General features: G+C 71.2%; 14 protein-coding genes. 5 read left to right on the top strand and 9 right to left on the bottom strand.

The window, feature by feature from the left end:
- The first annotated feature begins 17 nt into the window (after positions 1-17).
- Together C3E78_RS07080 and pknB are read left to right on the top strand one after the other, a co-directional pair.
- Complete coding sequence (locus C3E78_RS07080) at positions 18-1,079, top strand: polyprenyl synthetase family protein (RefSeq protein WP_235833710.1); 1,062 nt, start codon at positions 18-20, stop codon at positions 1,077-1,079.
- A 148-nt stretch (positions 1,080-1,227) separates the two neighbouring features.
- The gene (gene pknB, locus C3E78_RS07075; RefSeq protein WP_108577622.1) at positions 1,228-3,258 is read left to right on the top strand and encodes a Stk1 family PASTA domain-containing Ser/Thr kinase; all 2,031 of its coding nucleotides are present in this window, start codon (positions 1,228-1,230) and stop codon (positions 3,256-3,258) included.
- Between the two features lie 79 nt (positions 3,259-3,337).
- Here the strand turns inward: pknB and C3E78_RS07070 are convergent, their stop codons facing one another.
- The 4 genes from C3E78_RS07070 to C3E78_RS07055 all read right to left on the bottom strand — a co-directional run bounded on the left by C3E78_RS07070 (position 3,338) and on the right by C3E78_RS07055 (position 7,083).
- Positions 3,338-4,639: a class II 3-deoxy-7-phosphoheptulonate synthase gene (locus C3E78_RS07070; RefSeq protein WP_235833726.1), complete on the bottom strand. Its 1,302-nt coding sequence runs from the start codon at positions 4,637-4,639 to the stop codon at positions 3,338-3,340.
- A gap of 109 nt (positions 4,640-4,748) precedes the next feature.
- Positions 4,749-5,228: a DUF427 domain-containing protein gene (locus C3E78_RS07065; RefSeq protein WP_108577620.1), complete on the bottom strand. Its 480-nt coding sequence runs from the start codon at positions 5,226-5,228 to the stop codon at positions 4,749-4,751.
- A 25-nt stretch (positions 5,229-5,253) separates the two neighbouring features.
- The gene (locus C3E78_RS07060) at positions 5,254-6,282 is read right to left on the bottom strand and encodes a 6-phosphofructokinase (RefSeq protein WP_108577619.1); all 1,029 of its coding nucleotides are present in this window, start codon (positions 6,280-6,282) and stop codon (positions 5,254-5,256) included.
- Positions 6,283-6,330: 48 nt separating this feature from the next.
- Positions 6,331-7,083 carry a lysophospholipid acyltransferase family protein gene (locus tag C3E78_RS07055; protein WP_108577618.1) on the bottom strand — a complete coding sequence of 251 codons (753 nt, stop codon included), beginning with the start codon at positions 7,081-7,083 and terminating at the stop codon, positions 6,331-6,333.
- Positions 7,084-7,161: 78 nt separating this feature from the next.
- Between C3E78_RS07055 and C3E78_RS07050 the strand changes: the two genes are divergently transcribed.
- The gene (locus C3E78_RS07050) at positions 7,162-7,926 is read left to right on the top strand and encodes an alpha/beta hydrolase (protein ID WP_108577617.1); all 765 of its coding nucleotides are present in this window, start codon (positions 7,162-7,164) and stop codon (positions 7,924-7,926) included.
- Positions 7,919-8,320 (top strand): hypothetical protein, encoded by a 402-nt coding sequence (locus C3E78_RS18240; RefSeq protein ID WP_135804861.1) that lies wholly within the window; start codon positions 7,919-7,921, stop codon positions 8,318-8,320. Before C3E78_RS07050 ends, C3E78_RS18240 begins: the two co-directional genes overlap by 8 nt.
- Here C3E78_RS18240 and C3E78_RS07045 read toward each other — a convergent pair.
- From C3E78_RS07045 to C3E78_RS07030, 4 genes are read right to left on the bottom strand one after another with little or no spacing between them, the layout of a single operon-like run.
- Positions 8,226-9,263 carry an ROK family glucokinase gene (locus tag C3E78_RS07045; protein WP_108577616.1) on the bottom strand — a complete coding sequence of 346 codons (1,038 nt, stop codon included), beginning with the start codon at positions 9,261-9,263 and terminating at the stop codon, positions 8,226-8,228. The two genes, C3E78_RS18240 and C3E78_RS07045, sit on opposite strands and share 95 nt — an antisense overlap.
- The gene (locus C3E78_RS07040; protein ID WP_108577615.1) at positions 9,263-10,213 is read right to left on the bottom strand and encodes an ROK family glucokinase; all 951 of its coding nucleotides are present in this window, start codon (positions 10,211-10,213) and stop codon (positions 9,263-9,265) included. The genes C3E78_RS07045 and C3E78_RS07040 overlap by 1 nt, the downstream gene beginning before the upstream one ends.
- Positions 10,210-10,506: a hypothetical protein gene (locus C3E78_RS07035; protein WP_108577614.1), complete on the bottom strand. Its 297-nt coding sequence runs from the start codon at positions 10,504-10,506 to the stop codon at positions 10,210-10,212. The genes C3E78_RS07040 and C3E78_RS07035 overlap by 4 nt, the downstream gene beginning before the upstream one ends.
- 17 nt (positions 10,507-10,523) lie before the next feature.
- The gene (locus C3E78_RS07030; RefSeq protein ID WP_235833709.1) at positions 10,524-10,997 is read right to left on the bottom strand and encodes an SRPBCC family protein; all 474 of its coding nucleotides are present in this window, start codon (positions 10,995-10,997) and stop codon (positions 10,524-10,526) included.
- Between the two features lie 98 nt (positions 10,998-11,095).
- Between C3E78_RS07030 and C3E78_RS07025 the strand changes: the two genes are divergently transcribed.
- Complete coding sequence (locus C3E78_RS07025; RefSeq protein ID WP_328591576.1) at positions 11,096-12,826, top strand: AMP-dependent synthetase/ligase; 1,731 nt, start codon at positions 11,096-11,098, stop codon at positions 12,824-12,826.
- Here the strand turns inward: C3E78_RS07025 and C3E78_RS07020 are convergent.
- Positions 12,793-14,046, bottom strand: a complete 1,254-nt coding sequence (locus C3E78_RS07020; protein WP_108577612.1) for a hypothetical protein — start codon at positions 14,044-14,046, stop codon at positions 12,793-12,795. The two genes, C3E78_RS07025 and C3E78_RS07020, sit on opposite strands and share 34 nt — an antisense overlap.
- Positions 14,047-14,052: the final 6 nt, after the last annotated feature.

The raw sequence follows: 14,052 nt of genomic DNA, 5'->3' as shown, positions 1-14,052 counted from the left end.
AGGATATCGTTCGAGTCGTGACGACACGTGCTGACGATCCCGAGTTCCGGACACGAGTCGATCACAGCCTGGCCCGGTTCGTGGAGGCCAAGGCGGCCGCCCTCACCGTCCTCGGACCCGACCTGGACCACCTGACGCTCGCGGCGCTCGAGTTCGTCCGCGGCGGCAAGCGTCTGCGTCCCCAGTTCTGCCACGCGGGCTGGCTCGTCGCCGGCGGCTCCCCCCTCGACGAGGACTTCGTCACCGCCGCGGCCTCCCTCGAGTGGCTGCAGGGCAGCGCGCTCGTGCACGACGACCTCATGGACGACTCCGACACGCGACGCGGCCGGCAGAGCATCCACCGGCAGTTCGAGCAGCTGCATCGCGACGAGCACCGGGACGGCGACGCGGCCGGGTTCGGGCTCTCGGCGGCCGTGCTGCTCGGCGACCTGATGCTGTCGTGGTGCGACGAGATGATGACCACGGCGATCCTCGCGTCCCCGTCGATGGCCCCCCGCGTCGGCGCCGCCCGCCACTTCCTCGACCTGTGCAAGACCGAGGTGGTCGCGGGCCAGTTCCTCGACGTGGCCGGCCAGACCCGGGAGCGGTTGTCCGTCGCGGAGGCCATGGCGATCGTGCGCTTCAAGTCGGCCAAGTACACCGTCGAGCGGCCCATGCACATCGGCGCGGCGCTGGCCGGGGCGTCCCCCGACCTGATCGAGGGGCTGAGCGCCGTCGCGCTCCCCCTCGGCGAGGCGTTCCAGCTCCGGGACGACGTGCTCGGCGTGTTCGGCGACCCGGAGGTGACCGGCAAGCCGGCCGGCGACGACCTGCGTGAGGGCAAGCGCACGGTCCTGGTCGCCCGCGCGTACGACCTCGCCGACGAGACCGGCCGCACCGTCCTGCGCGAGCGCCTCGGCACCGCGGACGGGGTCGAGGCCGTCGCGGACCTCATCCGCACGTCCGGTGCGCTGGCCGCGGTCGAGGCGGACATCACCCGCCTGGAGCAGCAGGCCGACGCGGCGATCGACGCCCTGGGGCCCCAGGCCCAGACGGTCCTTGGGCCGCTGGCCCGCAGCGCGACCCGGCGCGCCCACTGACGCCGCGCTCACGCGGGTCCGTCCCGGGGCGTGTGCGACATCACGAGACCCAGGCAACACGCGTCCCTGCTGGTCACGAGCGGTGTGGAAGAGTCACTAGAATGCGTTCAGGTCCCGGCCGGGGCCTGACGCGACGAGGGAGAGCTGCATGCCAGTGACGGGCGACGAAGCCCTCGTCGGGCGTGTGCTCCACGACCGTTACCTCATCGGCGAGCGCATCGCGCGCGGTGGCATGGCGAGCGTGTTCCGGGCCATCGACCAGCGCCTCGACCGCGAGGTCGCGATCAAGGTCATGCACCACGGCCTGGGCGACGACCAGCAGTTCACCGAGCGCTTCGTGCGCGAGGCCAAGTCCGCGGCCAAGCTCAACCACCGCAACGTCGTCTCGGTGTTCGACCAGGGCACCGACGGCGAGGTCACCTACCTCGTCATGGAGTACGTCCCCGGTCGCACGTTGCGCGACCTGATGCGCGACGAGGCCCCGATGGCGCCCTACCGCGCACTCGAGCTGCTCGAGCAGGTCCTCATCGCCCTGTCGGCCGCCCACGCCGCGCGGATCATCCACCGCGACGTCAAGCCGGAGAACGTGCTCATCACCCCGGACGGCGACGTGAAGGTCGCCGACTTCGGCCTCGCCCGCGCCGTGAGCGCCGCGACCACCGCCACCGGCGGCACCCTCATCGGCACGGTGTCCTACCTCGCACCCGAGATCGTGACGAACGACGGCGCGGACGCCCGGTCCGACGTCTACGCGTGCGGCGCGATGCTCTACGAGATGCTCACGGGGGTCAAGCCGCACTCCGGGGAGTCGCCGATCCAGGTGGCGTACAAGCACGTCCACGAGGACATCGGTGCGCCGTCGGAGGTGCAGCGCGGCATCCCCCGCTACGTCGACGCGCTCGTCGCGCGGGCCACGGTCCGCGACCGCGACCAGCGGTCGACCGACGCACGGGTCATGCTGCAGCAGCTGCGCTCGGTCCAGCGTGCGCTCGCCGCCGGCCTCGACGACGACCCCGAGCTGGTCGCCGATCTCATGCCCGGCGGACGGACCGCCCACGACCCCGACGCCCGCACCGTCGCGGTCCCCCGCGCCGCGTTCGGGGGCATCGGCGCCTCCGCGTCGGCGTCCGCACCGACCGAGGCCGTGTCCGCACCCGAGCACACGATGCAGTGGAGCAACGGGGCCGCCGCGACGCCGCCGCGGGGCCCGCGGGACGCGGCCAGGCCGCTGGGCCTCGACCCGCCGATGTCACGCGAGCAGTACGGGCAGGTGACGACCAAGCCGCACTCGCGGCGGGGCCGCACCCTGCTGATCCTCGCGGTGGTCGTGGCCCTGCTCGCCGGTCTCGGCACGTGGTACTTCACCGATCTGCGCTACACCGACACGCCGGTGCTGACCGGCAGCGCCGCCACGACCGCGGCCAAGAACGCCGAGGCGGAGGGCTTCGTGTTCAAGGTCGCCGAGCGGACGTACTCCGAGGAGGTCACCTCCGGCGTCGTCATCAGCACGGACCCCGGCCCGGGCGAGAAGATCCTGCCGGGCAGCACGATCGAGGCGGTCGTGTCCAAGGGCCCCGAGCGCTACTACATCCCCAAGAACAACTTGAAGAACGCCACGATCAAGGCCGCGACCGCAGCCCTCGAGGAGCAGAACCTCGTGCTCGGCGACCAGGAGCCGCGGTTCAGCGAGACGATCAAGAAGGGGCGCATCATCGGCCCCCAGGACAACATCACCTCCGAGACGCCGCTGCGCAGGGGTGACCGGGTCGACGTGTTCGTCAGCAAGGGCCGCGAGCCCATCGCCGTCACCGACTACTCGGGCACGCCGGCGGACGAGGCGCGCACCGCGCTGGAGGGCGCCGGCTTCACGGTCGCCACGACCGAGGCCTTCGACGACGACGTCAAGAAGGGCACGGTCATCTCGCAGGACCCCAAGGGCGGCACCCTGTTCCGCAAGGACACGGTCAGCCTGACCGTCTCCAAGGGGCCCGAGCTGATCAAGGTGCCCGACGTGACGGGCAAGAAGAAGAGCGAGGCGCGGCGCATCATCCGCGAGGCCGGGCTGGAGTTCTTCGCCCCGTACATCCCCGGCGCCGGCAACTTCGTCGTCCGGCGCCAGAGCCCGGGCGGCGGCGACGAGGTCCGCCGCGGCGCCCGCATCCTCGTCTTCCCGCTCTGAGCCGTCCGCGGCTCCGCCCCACAGCACGAGGCCCCGGCACGGATGCAGGGCATCCGGCCGGGGCCTGGTCAGAGCGGGATCAGTGCCCGGAGAGCATCTCCGCGACGAGGAAGGCCAGCTCGAGCGACTGGGCCCGGTTCAGGCGCGGGTCGCAGAGCGTCTCGTAGCGGTGCGTCAGGTCCTCGGCGGAGAGCTTCGCCCCACCGCCGACGCACTCGGTGACGTCGTCACCCGTGAGCTCGACGTGGACGCCGCCGGGCCAGGTGCCGAGCGAGCGGTGGACCTCGAAGAAGCCGCGGACCTCGTCGATCACGTCGTCGAACTCGCGCGTCTTGTACCCGTTGCTGGTCTCGAACGTGTTGCCGTGCATCGGGTCGCACACCCACGCGACCTCGATGCCCGCGGCGGTGACCTTCTCGACCAGGTTCGGCAGTCCCTCGCGGATCTTGCCGGCGCCGAAACGGGTGATGAAGGTGACCTTGCCGGGCGTCCGCTCGGGGTTGAGCTTCTCGTACAGGGCGATCGCGTCGTCGGCCGTGGACGTGGGGCCGAGCTTGACGCCGATCGGGTTGGCGATCCGGCTCAGCAGCTCCACGTGCGCACCGTCGAGCTGACGGGTGCGCTCGCCGATCCACACGAAGTGGCTGGAGACGTCGTACGGCAGCTGGGTGCGCGAGTCGATGCGCGTGAGGGCGTGCTCGTACTCCAGGATGAGGGCCTCGTGCGAGGAGAAGAAGTCGACGGTGTGGAACTCGTCGGGGTCGACGCCGATCGCGTCCATGAAGGCCAGCGCGCGGTCGATGTCGGCGCCGATGCGCTCGTAGCGCTCGCCCACCGGGCTGTTCTTGACGAAGTCGGTGTTCCACGCGTGCATCTGGCGCAGGTCGGCGTAGCCGCCGGTCGTGAACGCGCGCGCGAGGTTGAGCGTCGCGGCGGACGCGTTGTAGACGTCGACGAGCCGGTGCGGGTCGTGGGCGCGCGCCTCGGGCGTGAAGTCGAAGCCGTTGACCGCGTCGCCGCGGTAGGCCGGCAGCGTCACGCCGTCGCGGGTCTCGGTGTCGCTGGAGCGGGGCTTGGCGTACTGCCCGGCCAGGCGGCCGACCTTCACGACCGGGACGCTCGCGGCGTACGTCAGCACGACCGCCATGGACAGCAGGACCCGCAGCTTGTTGCGGACATTCTCGGCGGTGACGCCCTCGAAGGTCTCGGCGCAGTCGCCGCCCTGGAGCAGGAACGCCTTGCCCTGCGCGACGTCGGCGAGACGTCCGCGCAGCGCGTCGCACTCCCCGGCAAATACCAGCGGAGGCATCTTCCGCAGGGTCTGCACCGCGGCGTCGCGGGCGGACTGATCGACATACGTCGGCTGCTGGACAGCACCCATCGCATGGAGGTCGTCAAGGCTGGGAATGCTCACCCGCCAAGGATACGCCGGGACACGCATCTCTCCGACACACCCTGAGCAGGATGAGACGCTGCCCGCGAGCCGAGCGTTACCAGCCGAACGTCCCCGGTCCCCCCTTGAACGGCCCGCTCACCCGGGAGGTGATCCAGCCGCCGTACAGGTCACCCTCCTGCGCGTGGACGACCTCGCCGTCGACGAGGCAGCGATCCATCGGACCCGGGTAGATGCCGACGTGGCCGACGATGTCGGCGTACCCCGGGCTGGGTGTCCGGTACGTCCAGGCACCGGCGGCGACCGTCCGCTCGGGTGTCACCACGTCGAAGTACGAGGCGGCCCCCTTCCACTCGCACCACGTCGCCCCCCTGACCGGCCGCAGCACGCCGGCGGCGAAGGCGTCCATCGGCAGGTAGTACGTGGGCGGATGGCTGGTCTCGCAGATCCGGAACGTGGTCGACGTCCAGGCGATCCGCATCCCGCCGAGCTCCACGATGATGTTCTCGTCGCTCGGCTCGATCGAGGGCGGTCGTGGATAGTCCCAGACGTTCTCCACGGGACGTGAAGCGATCATCTGTCGAGCGTACGACGCCGGACCCTCATCCGAAGAGGACCTCCGCCTCTTCGTAGAGCTCGGGTCGGACGGTCTTGAGCTGGTCGGTGCCCTCCGACAGGGGCACCCGCACGATCTCGGTGCCGCGCAGCGACATCATCGTCCCGTAGTCGCCGTCGTGGACCGCGGTGATCGCGTGCAGGCCGAACCGGGTCGCGAGCCACCGGTCGAACGCGGTCGGCACCCCGCCGCGCTGGACGTGCCCGAGCACCACGGCCCGGGCCTCCTTGCCCGTGCGGTGCTCGATCTCGGAGGCGAGCCGGTCGCCGATGCCGCCGAGACGCACGTGCCCGAACGCGTCCTTTTGCCCACTGGTCAGCGACATGTCGCCGCCCTCGGCGGGGACCGCTCCCTCGGACACCACGATGATCGGCGCGTAGTGCGTCGCGAACCGGCTCTCGACCTGCGCGCACACCTTCTCGATGTCGAACGGCCGCTCGGGGATGAGGATGATGTTGGCCCCGCCGGCCAGCCCGCTGTGGAGCGCGATCCATCCCGCGTGCCGTCCCATGACCTCGACCACGAGCACGCGGTGGTGCGACTCGGCCGTCGTGTGGAGCCGGTCGATGGCCTCGGTGGCGATGTTCACCGCCGTGTCGAAGCCGAACGTGAAGTCGGTGCCGGACAGGTCGTTGTCGATCGTCTTGGGCACGCCGACGACGTTGACTCCGAGGTCGGCCAGTCGGGTCGCGACACCGAGGGTGTCCTCGCCGCCGATCGCGATCAGGGCGTCGCAGCCGTTTGCCGCGAGATTGTCCTGGATCCGCTCGACCCCGTTGTCGATCGCGAACGGGTTGGTGCGCGACGAGCCGAGGATCGTGCCGCCTCGGGGCAGGATCCCGCGCACGGCGTCCACGTCGAGCGGGATCGTGTCGTTCTCCAGAGGTCCGCGCCACCCGTCACGGAAACCGACGAACTCGTGGCCGTACGTCGAGACGCCCTTGCGCACCGCCCCGCGGATGACTGCGTTCAGTCCGGGGCAGTCGCCTCCCCCGGTGAGCATGCCGACCTTCATGAGGACTCCTCTGGTGATGGGGATGCAGTTGTGGGGTCGGGCCGCCGGTCACTCGGGCCGGATCTGCTCCCAGACCTCGTCGGCCTCGGCGACGGCGGCCGCCGCGGCGGCGTCCTTCTCCCGGGCCTGGTCGCGCTTCTTGGCGTCCTGGGCGTACAGGTCGACGTACTCCTGGCCGGACAGGCGCATGATCTCGTACATGATCTCGTCGGTGATCGCGCGCAGGATGTAGCGGTCGTCCTGCATGCCCTCGTAGCGGCTGAAGTCGAGCGGCTTGCCGAAGCGGACGCCGGGACGGACGAACCGGCCGAAGATCTTGCCCGGCGGGGCCACGACGTTGGTGCCGATGACGGCCAGCGGGATGACCGGGACGCCGGCCTCCAGCGCGAGCCGCGCGACGCCGGTGCGGCCCCGGTAGAGCTTGCCGTCGTGGGAGCGGGTGCCCTCGGGGTAGATGCCGCACACCTCGCCGTCCGCGAGCAGCCGCAGCTGGGTCTTGATCGCACCGGCGGCGGCCGAGCCGCTCGTCCGGTCGATCGGCACCTGGCCGGCACCGGAGAAGAACGTCTTCTGCAGCCAGCCCTTGACGCCGGAGCCCTCGAAGTACTCCGCCTTGGCGACGAACGTGACCCGGCGCGGGATGACCAGCGGCATGAACAGCCAGTCGCTGTACGACAGGTGGTTGCTCGCGAGGATCGCGGGACCATCCTTCGGCACGTTGTCCGTGCCCTCGGCCCATGGTCTGAAGATCAGCTTGAGCAACGGACCCAGCGCGAGGAACTTCAGGAACCAATAGAACACGGACAGGAGACTACTCCGAACGCGCCGTCCTGCGCACGGGACGAGCCGTCATGACCGCCGATGATGGATGATGTGGACATGACGTCCGCCCTCCTGCCCGGAGCCGAGCCGTACGCCGCCGACGGTGGCCGCACCGGCGTGCTCCTCAGCCACGGATTCACCGGGTCCCCTGCCTCCATGACGCCGTGGGCGCAGCACCTCGCCGGCCGCGGTCACACGGTCCGCGTCCCCCGGCTGCCCGGTCACGGCACGACGTGGCAGGACATGAACACCACGCGCTGGCAGGACTGGTACTCCGAGGTGGACACCGCCCTCACCGAGCTGCAGCGCACGTGCGACCGCGTGGTCGTGGCCGGGTTGTCGATGGGCGGATGCCTCGCGCTGCGCCTCGCCGAGCAGCGGCCCGACGACGTCGCGGCGCTCGTGCTGGTCAATCCGGCCGTCAGCGTCAAGCGCTTCGACGTCAAGCTCGTCCCGGCCCTGCAGCTGGTGATCCCCTCCATGCCGGGTATCGGCAACGACATCAAGAAGCCCGGCCAGGACGAGGTGGGCTACGACCGGACGCCGCTCAAGGCCCTCGCGTCCCAGCTGAAGATGTGGCGGGACGTGCGCTCCGGCCTCGACCGGGTCACCGCTCCCCTGCTGTTCTTCCGGTCCGAGGACGACCACGTCGTCGACGAGACGTCGCAGACGATCATCCTCGACGGGGTGTCGTCGCCGGTGAAAAAGCTCGTCACGCTGCGCGACAGCTTCCACGTCGCGACGCTCGACCACGACGCGCCCCTGATCTTCGACCGCAGCGCGGCGTTCATCGACGAGCACGTGGGAGCCGGTCGTGGCTGAGCCCGACGACGACTTCGACCGCATCGTCGAGGGCCTGCACCTGGACCTGTCGTTCCCCGACGAGCCCGCGGACCCGGTCGTCCCGGCGCCCCAGGCCCCCACGTCCGGGCGCGAGCCCGGGGACGAGGACGCGCCGGCGGAGGAACCGTTCTACCGGCACGTTGAGCCGACGCCCTTGCTGCCGAGGCGCCGCGGCGTCCTGCTGGCGTGGATCGGGACGCTGGGCGCCCCCTTGGCGCTGGTGCTGGCGACCGTGGCCCACGTGTTCCTGGACCGTTCCGTGGTCGCCGGCGCAGCGCTCATCTTCGTGGCTTCGGCGACATACCTTTTCTTGCAGCTGCCCGAACACGGGCCGTCGCAGAAGGATTGGCCGGACGACGGCGCCGTGCTGTGAGCCGGGCCATGTCCGCGGCACCGATGAGTCCCGCCTCGGGTCCCAGGTGCGCGCGGACGATCCGGGCCTCGGCGCGGTAGCCGCGGCCGGTCAGGGTCCGCGAGAACCCGGCGCGGGCCGGGCCGATCAGGAGCTGGTCCGCGTCGCTGACACCGCCGCCGATCACGAACATGCCGGGATCGAGCGCCGCCGCGAGGTTGGCGATGCCGACCCCGAGCCAGTCACCCACGTCGGCGATCCACTGGATGGCCTCCTCGTTGCCGGCCTTGGCGTGCTTGGTGACCAGGTGGCCCTCGATGCGCTCGACCGCGCCGCCGGCCTCGGACAGGAACAGCTTGCCCAGCTCGGTGCCGTCGGTCGCCGCGGCACGGGCCCGACGGGTCAGGACGCGGCCGCTGGCGTACTGCTCCCAGCACCCCTGGTTGCCGCACTCGCACTGGTTCCCGTTGGGCACGACCTGCATGTGGCCGAACTCGCCGGCGATGCCGAACTGGCCGCGGTAGGGCTGTCCGTCGATGACGATCGCCCCGCCGATGCCGGTGCCCAGCGTGATGAGGACGAGGTCCGCCTCGTTCTGCGCCGCGCCGAAGCGCCACTCGGCCCAGCCGGCGGCGTTGGCGTCGTTGTCGACCAGCACCGGCAGGCCGGTGCGGCGGGCCACCGAGTCGCGCAGCGGCTCGTGCCGCCAGGCGAGGTGGGGGGCGAACAGCACGGTCGACTGCGTCGCGTCCACGAACCCGGCGGCGCCGACGCCGATCGCGCGGATGTGGTGCTCGCGCCGGAACTCCTCTGTGATCGCCGCGATCGCGTCGATGACCTCGAGCGGGTCGGTGGTCGGTGTCTCGCGCTTCAGGCGGGCGAGGACGTGACCGTCCTCGTCGACGACGCCGGCGGCGATCTTGGTGCCACCGATGTCGATGCCGACGGCCAGCTTGTCGGCCATCAGGCGGGCTCCACTCTCGCGAGGTCAGCGGCTCCGATGATGCCGGCCTCGTTGCCGAGGGCCGCCAGTCGCACGGCGGCCTCCGGGCGGTGGGCCCGTGCCGGGAGATGGGTCTCGAAGGCCGCGACGACGTGTCCGAGGATGAGGTCGCCCGCGGCGGCCACGCCTCCGCCGATCGCGATGACGCGGGGATCGAGGATCGTGGCGAGTGCTGCCGCGCCCTCACCGATCCAGCGGCCCAGGTCGGTGAGCAGCTCGACCGAGAGCGGATCACCCTCCTGCGCGAGCTTCGTGACGGCGGGCCCGGTGATGCGGGACAGGTCACCGCCGTCGCCCAGGGCAGCGATGGCAGCCGCCGCGGGGTCGCCGTTGACGACCCGTTCGCGGGCGTCCCGGACGAGCGCGCGACCGCTGCCGTACTGCTCGTAGCAGCCGCGCTGGCCGCAGCCGCAGAGGATGCCGTCGGGGACGACGCGCATGTGGCCGATCTCCGCTGCCACGCCGAACCCGCCACGGAACAGCTGGCCGTGGTGCACGATGCCGCCACCGATGCCGGTGCCGATCGTGATGAGCAGGAGGTCCTCGGTGTCCTCACCGGCGCCGAAGCGGAACTCGCCCCACGCGGCGGCGTTGGCGTCGTTCTCGACGACGACCGGCAGGTCGATGAGGGCCTGCACGTCGGCGCCGAGCGGCTCCTCGCGCCAGTCGATGTTGGGCGCGAAGCGGACGGTCGCGCGGTCCTCGCCGACGAAGCCGGCGGCGCCGATGCCCACGCCGACCGGTCGCTCGTCACCGCTCAGTCGCTCGACCAGGTCGGCGACGATCGCGGGGATCTTCGTTGCGTCGTCGGGGGTCGGTTCCGCGACGGACTCCAGGATCGTGCCGGAGTCCGAGACGAGACCTGCGGCGATCTTGGTGCCGCCGATGTCGACGCCGATGGCGAGGGTCACTGCTTCTCCTGAGGGGCGAGGGCGGTGTCGACCAGGTCGCGGAGCGACCGGGCGAGGGCGGCCGCCGACTGGGTCACCGAGGCAACTGCCTCCGGGTGGTCACGCGCGAGTCCGACGACGTGGCAGACCGGGCACCACGGCAAGGAGCCGGTGTGGTCGTGCCCGGTGTGGTCGTGCCCGGTGGGTTCTGACGTGCCGGTCTCGTCGGAGGCACCCGTCACGGCGCGGAAGAGCTTGAACGCCTCCTGGGCGATCGAGCCGACCGGCTCGGTGTCCTCCGAGTCGAGGTCCACGGCTGGGCCTGGTCCGGTCACTGCGTCTCGACCTGTTTCTTCAACCCCTTGAGGGCGGTGTCGATGATGACCTTCTCGGCCTTGCGCTTGAGCATGCCCAGCAGCGGGACGGACACGTCCACCGCCAGCTGGTAGGTCACCCGCGTCTGCGCGTCGCCGACCGGGTCGAGGAGGTACGCGCCGTCCATCGAGGTCAGCATCTTGCCGGGCTCCACGAGGCTCCACGACACGGCACGATCGCCGTCCCAGACGTAGCCCAGGTCGTACTCGTCGCGGATCGGCGTGGCGTCCAGCACGAAGTGCACCTGCTTGGGCCGACCGGGCTCACCCTCGACCACGACGTCGGCGGTCTTCACGCCGGTCGCCCACACGGGGTACGACCCGAAGTCGGCGATGACACCCATGATGCTGTCGGGTGTGGCGTCGATGACGATGTCACTCGTGGTCCGCGCCATCAGCCCCTCCTCGTCCCGCTGGTCGTGTGCGTCCATGCTAGTGCTTCGTGCGGCAGGCACCCGCGTCGGGAGCCGTGGCCCGCAGGCTGCGGCCCGTTGGGTTCGGCCAAGGTCGTGAGAGTAGCCTGCCGTACGTGACGCAGCCTCGAATGCCCGATCTGGGCAACCTCACCGATGACATCCTCGACCGCCTTCCGCAGCACGCCGACGACGTCGCGCTCGCCCGCATGGACGGCGAGACCTGGACCGACATCACCCTCGCAGAGTTCCACCGCGACGTGGTGACGGTGGCCAAGGGCCTGATCGGTGCCGGCGTCTCCCCCGGCGACCGCGTGGCGCTGCTGTCGAAGACCCGGTACGAGTGGACCGTCACCGACTACGCCATCTGGTGGGCCGGCGCGGTGACCGTGCCGATCTACGAGACCTCCTCCACCAGCCAGGTCGCATGGATCCTGTCCGACTCCGGCGCCGTCGCCGCAGTCGTCGAGAGCCAGGCCCACGCCGCGCGCGTCAAGGAGGCGAGCGAGGACGCCCCCGACCTGGAGCAGGTCTGGACGATCGACGGCAGCGGACTCGACGAGATCCGTGCGCTCGGCGCCGACGTCACCGACCAAGCGCTCGAGGAGCGCCGCGCGACCCTGACCAGCGACAGCCTCGCGACCTTGATCTACACCTCGGGCACGACCGGCCGCCCCAAGGGCTGCGAGCTGACCCACGGCAACTTCCGCTACGAGCTCAACGCCTGCCTCACCGAGCTGCCTGAGGTCTTCGTGCCCGGCAGCTCGACGCTGCTGTTCCTGCCGCTCGCGCACGTGTTCGCCCGCATCATCCAGGTCGGTGCGATCCGCGTCGGCGCCAAGCTGGGCCACACCGCGGACGTCAAGGACCTGGTGACGCACCTCGGCACGTTCCAGCCCACGTTCGTGCTCGGCGTCCCGCGCGTGTTCGAGAAGGTCTTCAACACCGCCAGCGGCAAGGCGTACGCCGACGGCAAGGGCAAGATCTTCGACCGTGCCGCGCAGACCGCGATCAGCTACAGCCGCGCCCTCGACTCCGGCAAGCCCGGCATCGCGCTGCGCGCCCGCCACGCGCTCTTCGACCGCCTCGTCTACGGCAAGCTGCGCGCTGCGCTCGGTGGGCGTACGGAGTTCGCGATCTCCGGCGGTGCGCCCCTCGGGGAGCGCCTGGCCCACTTCTATCGCGGCATCGGCGTCACGATCATCGAGGGCTACGGCCTGACCGAGACGACCGGCGCCCTGTGCGCCAACCGTCCCACCGACCTGCGACTCGGCACGGTCGGCAAGCCGTTCGAGGGCACCGAGGTCCGGGTCGAGACCGACGGCGAGCTCAGCTTCCGCGGGCCGCAGGTGTTCCGGAAGTACTGGCACAACGAGGAGGCCACGGCGGAGGCGCTCGACGCCGACGGCTGGTTCGCGACCGGTGACCTCGGCGAGATCGACGAGGACGGCTACATCCGCATCACCGGCCGCAAGAAGGAGATCATCGTCACCGCCGGCGGCAAGAACGTCGCCCCGGCCGCGCTCGAGGACCGCGTGCGTGCGCACGCGCTCGTGAGCCAGTGCCTGGTGGTCGGCGACGGCAAGCCGTTCGTCGCTGCGCTCATCACGATCGACACCGAGACGTGGACCGGGAAGCTGGACGACCCGGAGTTGCTCGGCGAGGTGCAGAAGGCCATCGACGACGCCAACACGCAGGTCTCGAAGGCCGAGTCGATCCGCAAGTTCCAGATCCTGCCCGAGGACTGGACCGAGGACAACGGCTACCTGACGCCGTCGTTCAAGGTCAAGCGCAGCGTCGTCCTGCGCGACTTTCACGACACGGTCGAGGCACTCTTCGTCAGGTAGTCCCGCCACCGCGCGGTGAGCTCCTTCTCGTCCAGCCCGAAGGAGCCCCGCAGCGCGGTGGCCAGCGGCGTGCCGTCGAGGACCGACTCGTAGAACCGGACCACGGCGGCGCGTCCGTGGTCCTCGTCGAGCAGCCGGAACACCATCCACGCCGACTCGTAGACCGCGCCCAGCCCATGGCCGCTCCCGTCGAAGTCGGCCGGGGTCGGCAGCGTCCTCGGCGTCGCGCCGGCCCTGACCTGGGCCAGGATCTGGCCGGCGCTGACCGCCAGCGGAGCGGTGTCGCCGCGCAGGGCGGCGTAGTCGGCGAAGCCCTCGACGACCCAGCTCTCTGCCGCGGTGCCGACGGCACCGGTCAGCTGGTGGGTCGCCTCGTGGCTCAGCACGACCTGGGCCGCACGCCGGTCCATCGTCGCGAACACGGCCGGGTTCAGCACGATCACCGGACTGCCGGATGACCCCGTCCCGCGGTCCAGGCTCGTGGTGACGGCGGCGATCTGCCGCACGTCGGAGACGTCCTGCCCCACGACCGACGCCATCTGCTCCTGCGTGCGGGGCGAGACGATGACGACGTCACCTCGCACGTCGGGGACGGTCCGCTCCACCGCCGACCGTGCTCTCGCGGCCATCGTCTCCACGGGCAGACGATCCTGTCCCCCGTCGACCGTCAGGACGATGCTGCCGCGCGTACGCTCCACCGCGACCTTCCCGGCCAGCCAGATGGGCAGCGCCGTGGTGCGCCGCTCCGCCCCGACGATCGAGAGGCTCCCGTCGTCCTGGGCGCGCACCCGGAACGCCACGGACGCCCGATGGACGGTGCCCGCGCCCAGTCCCGACGTCCGGGCCGAGCGCCACGAGACCTCCGCGACCATGCGGGCGGAACCGTCGGCCCGGTCGGCCACGTCGCCGCCGCTGATGTAGCGCAGCGACACGTCACGGGCGCCGAGGGCCCGCAGGGAGGCCCACGTGCGCCGCCCGAACGCCCGGCCGTCCGGCAGGTCACCGGAGGCCGCGACGAACTCGTCCTCGGAGGAGGCCGAGGACAGGTCGCGCAGCGCAGCGGTCAGCCGCGACGGGGCGTCGGACGGGATCGCGGCGGTCGTCGGACCCTCGTCCGCATCGTTCCACGGGCGCTGCCAGACCAGCAGCGCCCCGACCAGAAGCGCCAGCACCAGCACGGCCGCCACGTTGGGCGACGGCCGCAGGCTGCGCTCGGCCAAGCGGGT

Origin of the sequence: Aeromicrobium chenweiae, from assembly GCF_003065605.1 — a bacterium.
GTDB classification, from domain to species: Bacteria; Actinomycetota; Actinomycetes; order Propionibacteriales; family Nocardioidaceae; genus Aeromicrobium; species Aeromicrobium chenweiae.
The sequence above is the reverse complement of the archived record's forward strand: the minus strand, read 5'-3'. Positions and strand labels throughout refer to the sequence as shown.

What these genes read in the sequence shown, in the direction of transcription:
- C3E78_RS07065 (WP_108577620.1), bottom strand. Translation starts at nt 5,228, where the DNA reads ATGATCGCTTCACGTCCCGTGGAGAACGTCTGGGACTATCCACGACCG.
- pknB (WP_108577622.1), top strand. Translation starts at nt 1,228, where the DNA reads ATGCCAGTGACGGGCGACGAAGCCCTCGTCGGGCGTGTGCTCCACGAC.
- C3E78_RS07030 (WP_235833709.1), bottom strand. Translation starts at nt 10,997, where the DNA reads ATGGACGCACACGACCAGCGGGACGAGGAGGGGCTGATGGCGCGGACC.
- C3E78_RS07045 (WP_108577616.1), bottom strand. Translation starts at nt 9,263, where the DNA reads ATGGCCGACAAGCTGGCCGTCGGCATCGACATCGGTGGCACCAAGATC.
- C3E78_RS07050 (WP_108577617.1), top strand. Translation starts at nt 7,162, where the DNA reads ATGACGTCCGCCCTCCTGCCCGGAGCCGAGCCGTACGCCGCCGACGGT.
- C3E78_RS07070 (WP_235833726.1), bottom strand. Translation starts at nt 4,639, where the DNA reads ATGGGTGCTGTCCAGCAGCCGACGTATGTCGATCAGTCCGCCCGCGAC.
- C3E78_RS07060 (WP_108577619.1), bottom strand. Translation starts at nt 6,282, where the DNA reads ATGAAGGTCGGCATGCTCACCGGGGGAGGCGACTGCCCCGGACTGAAC.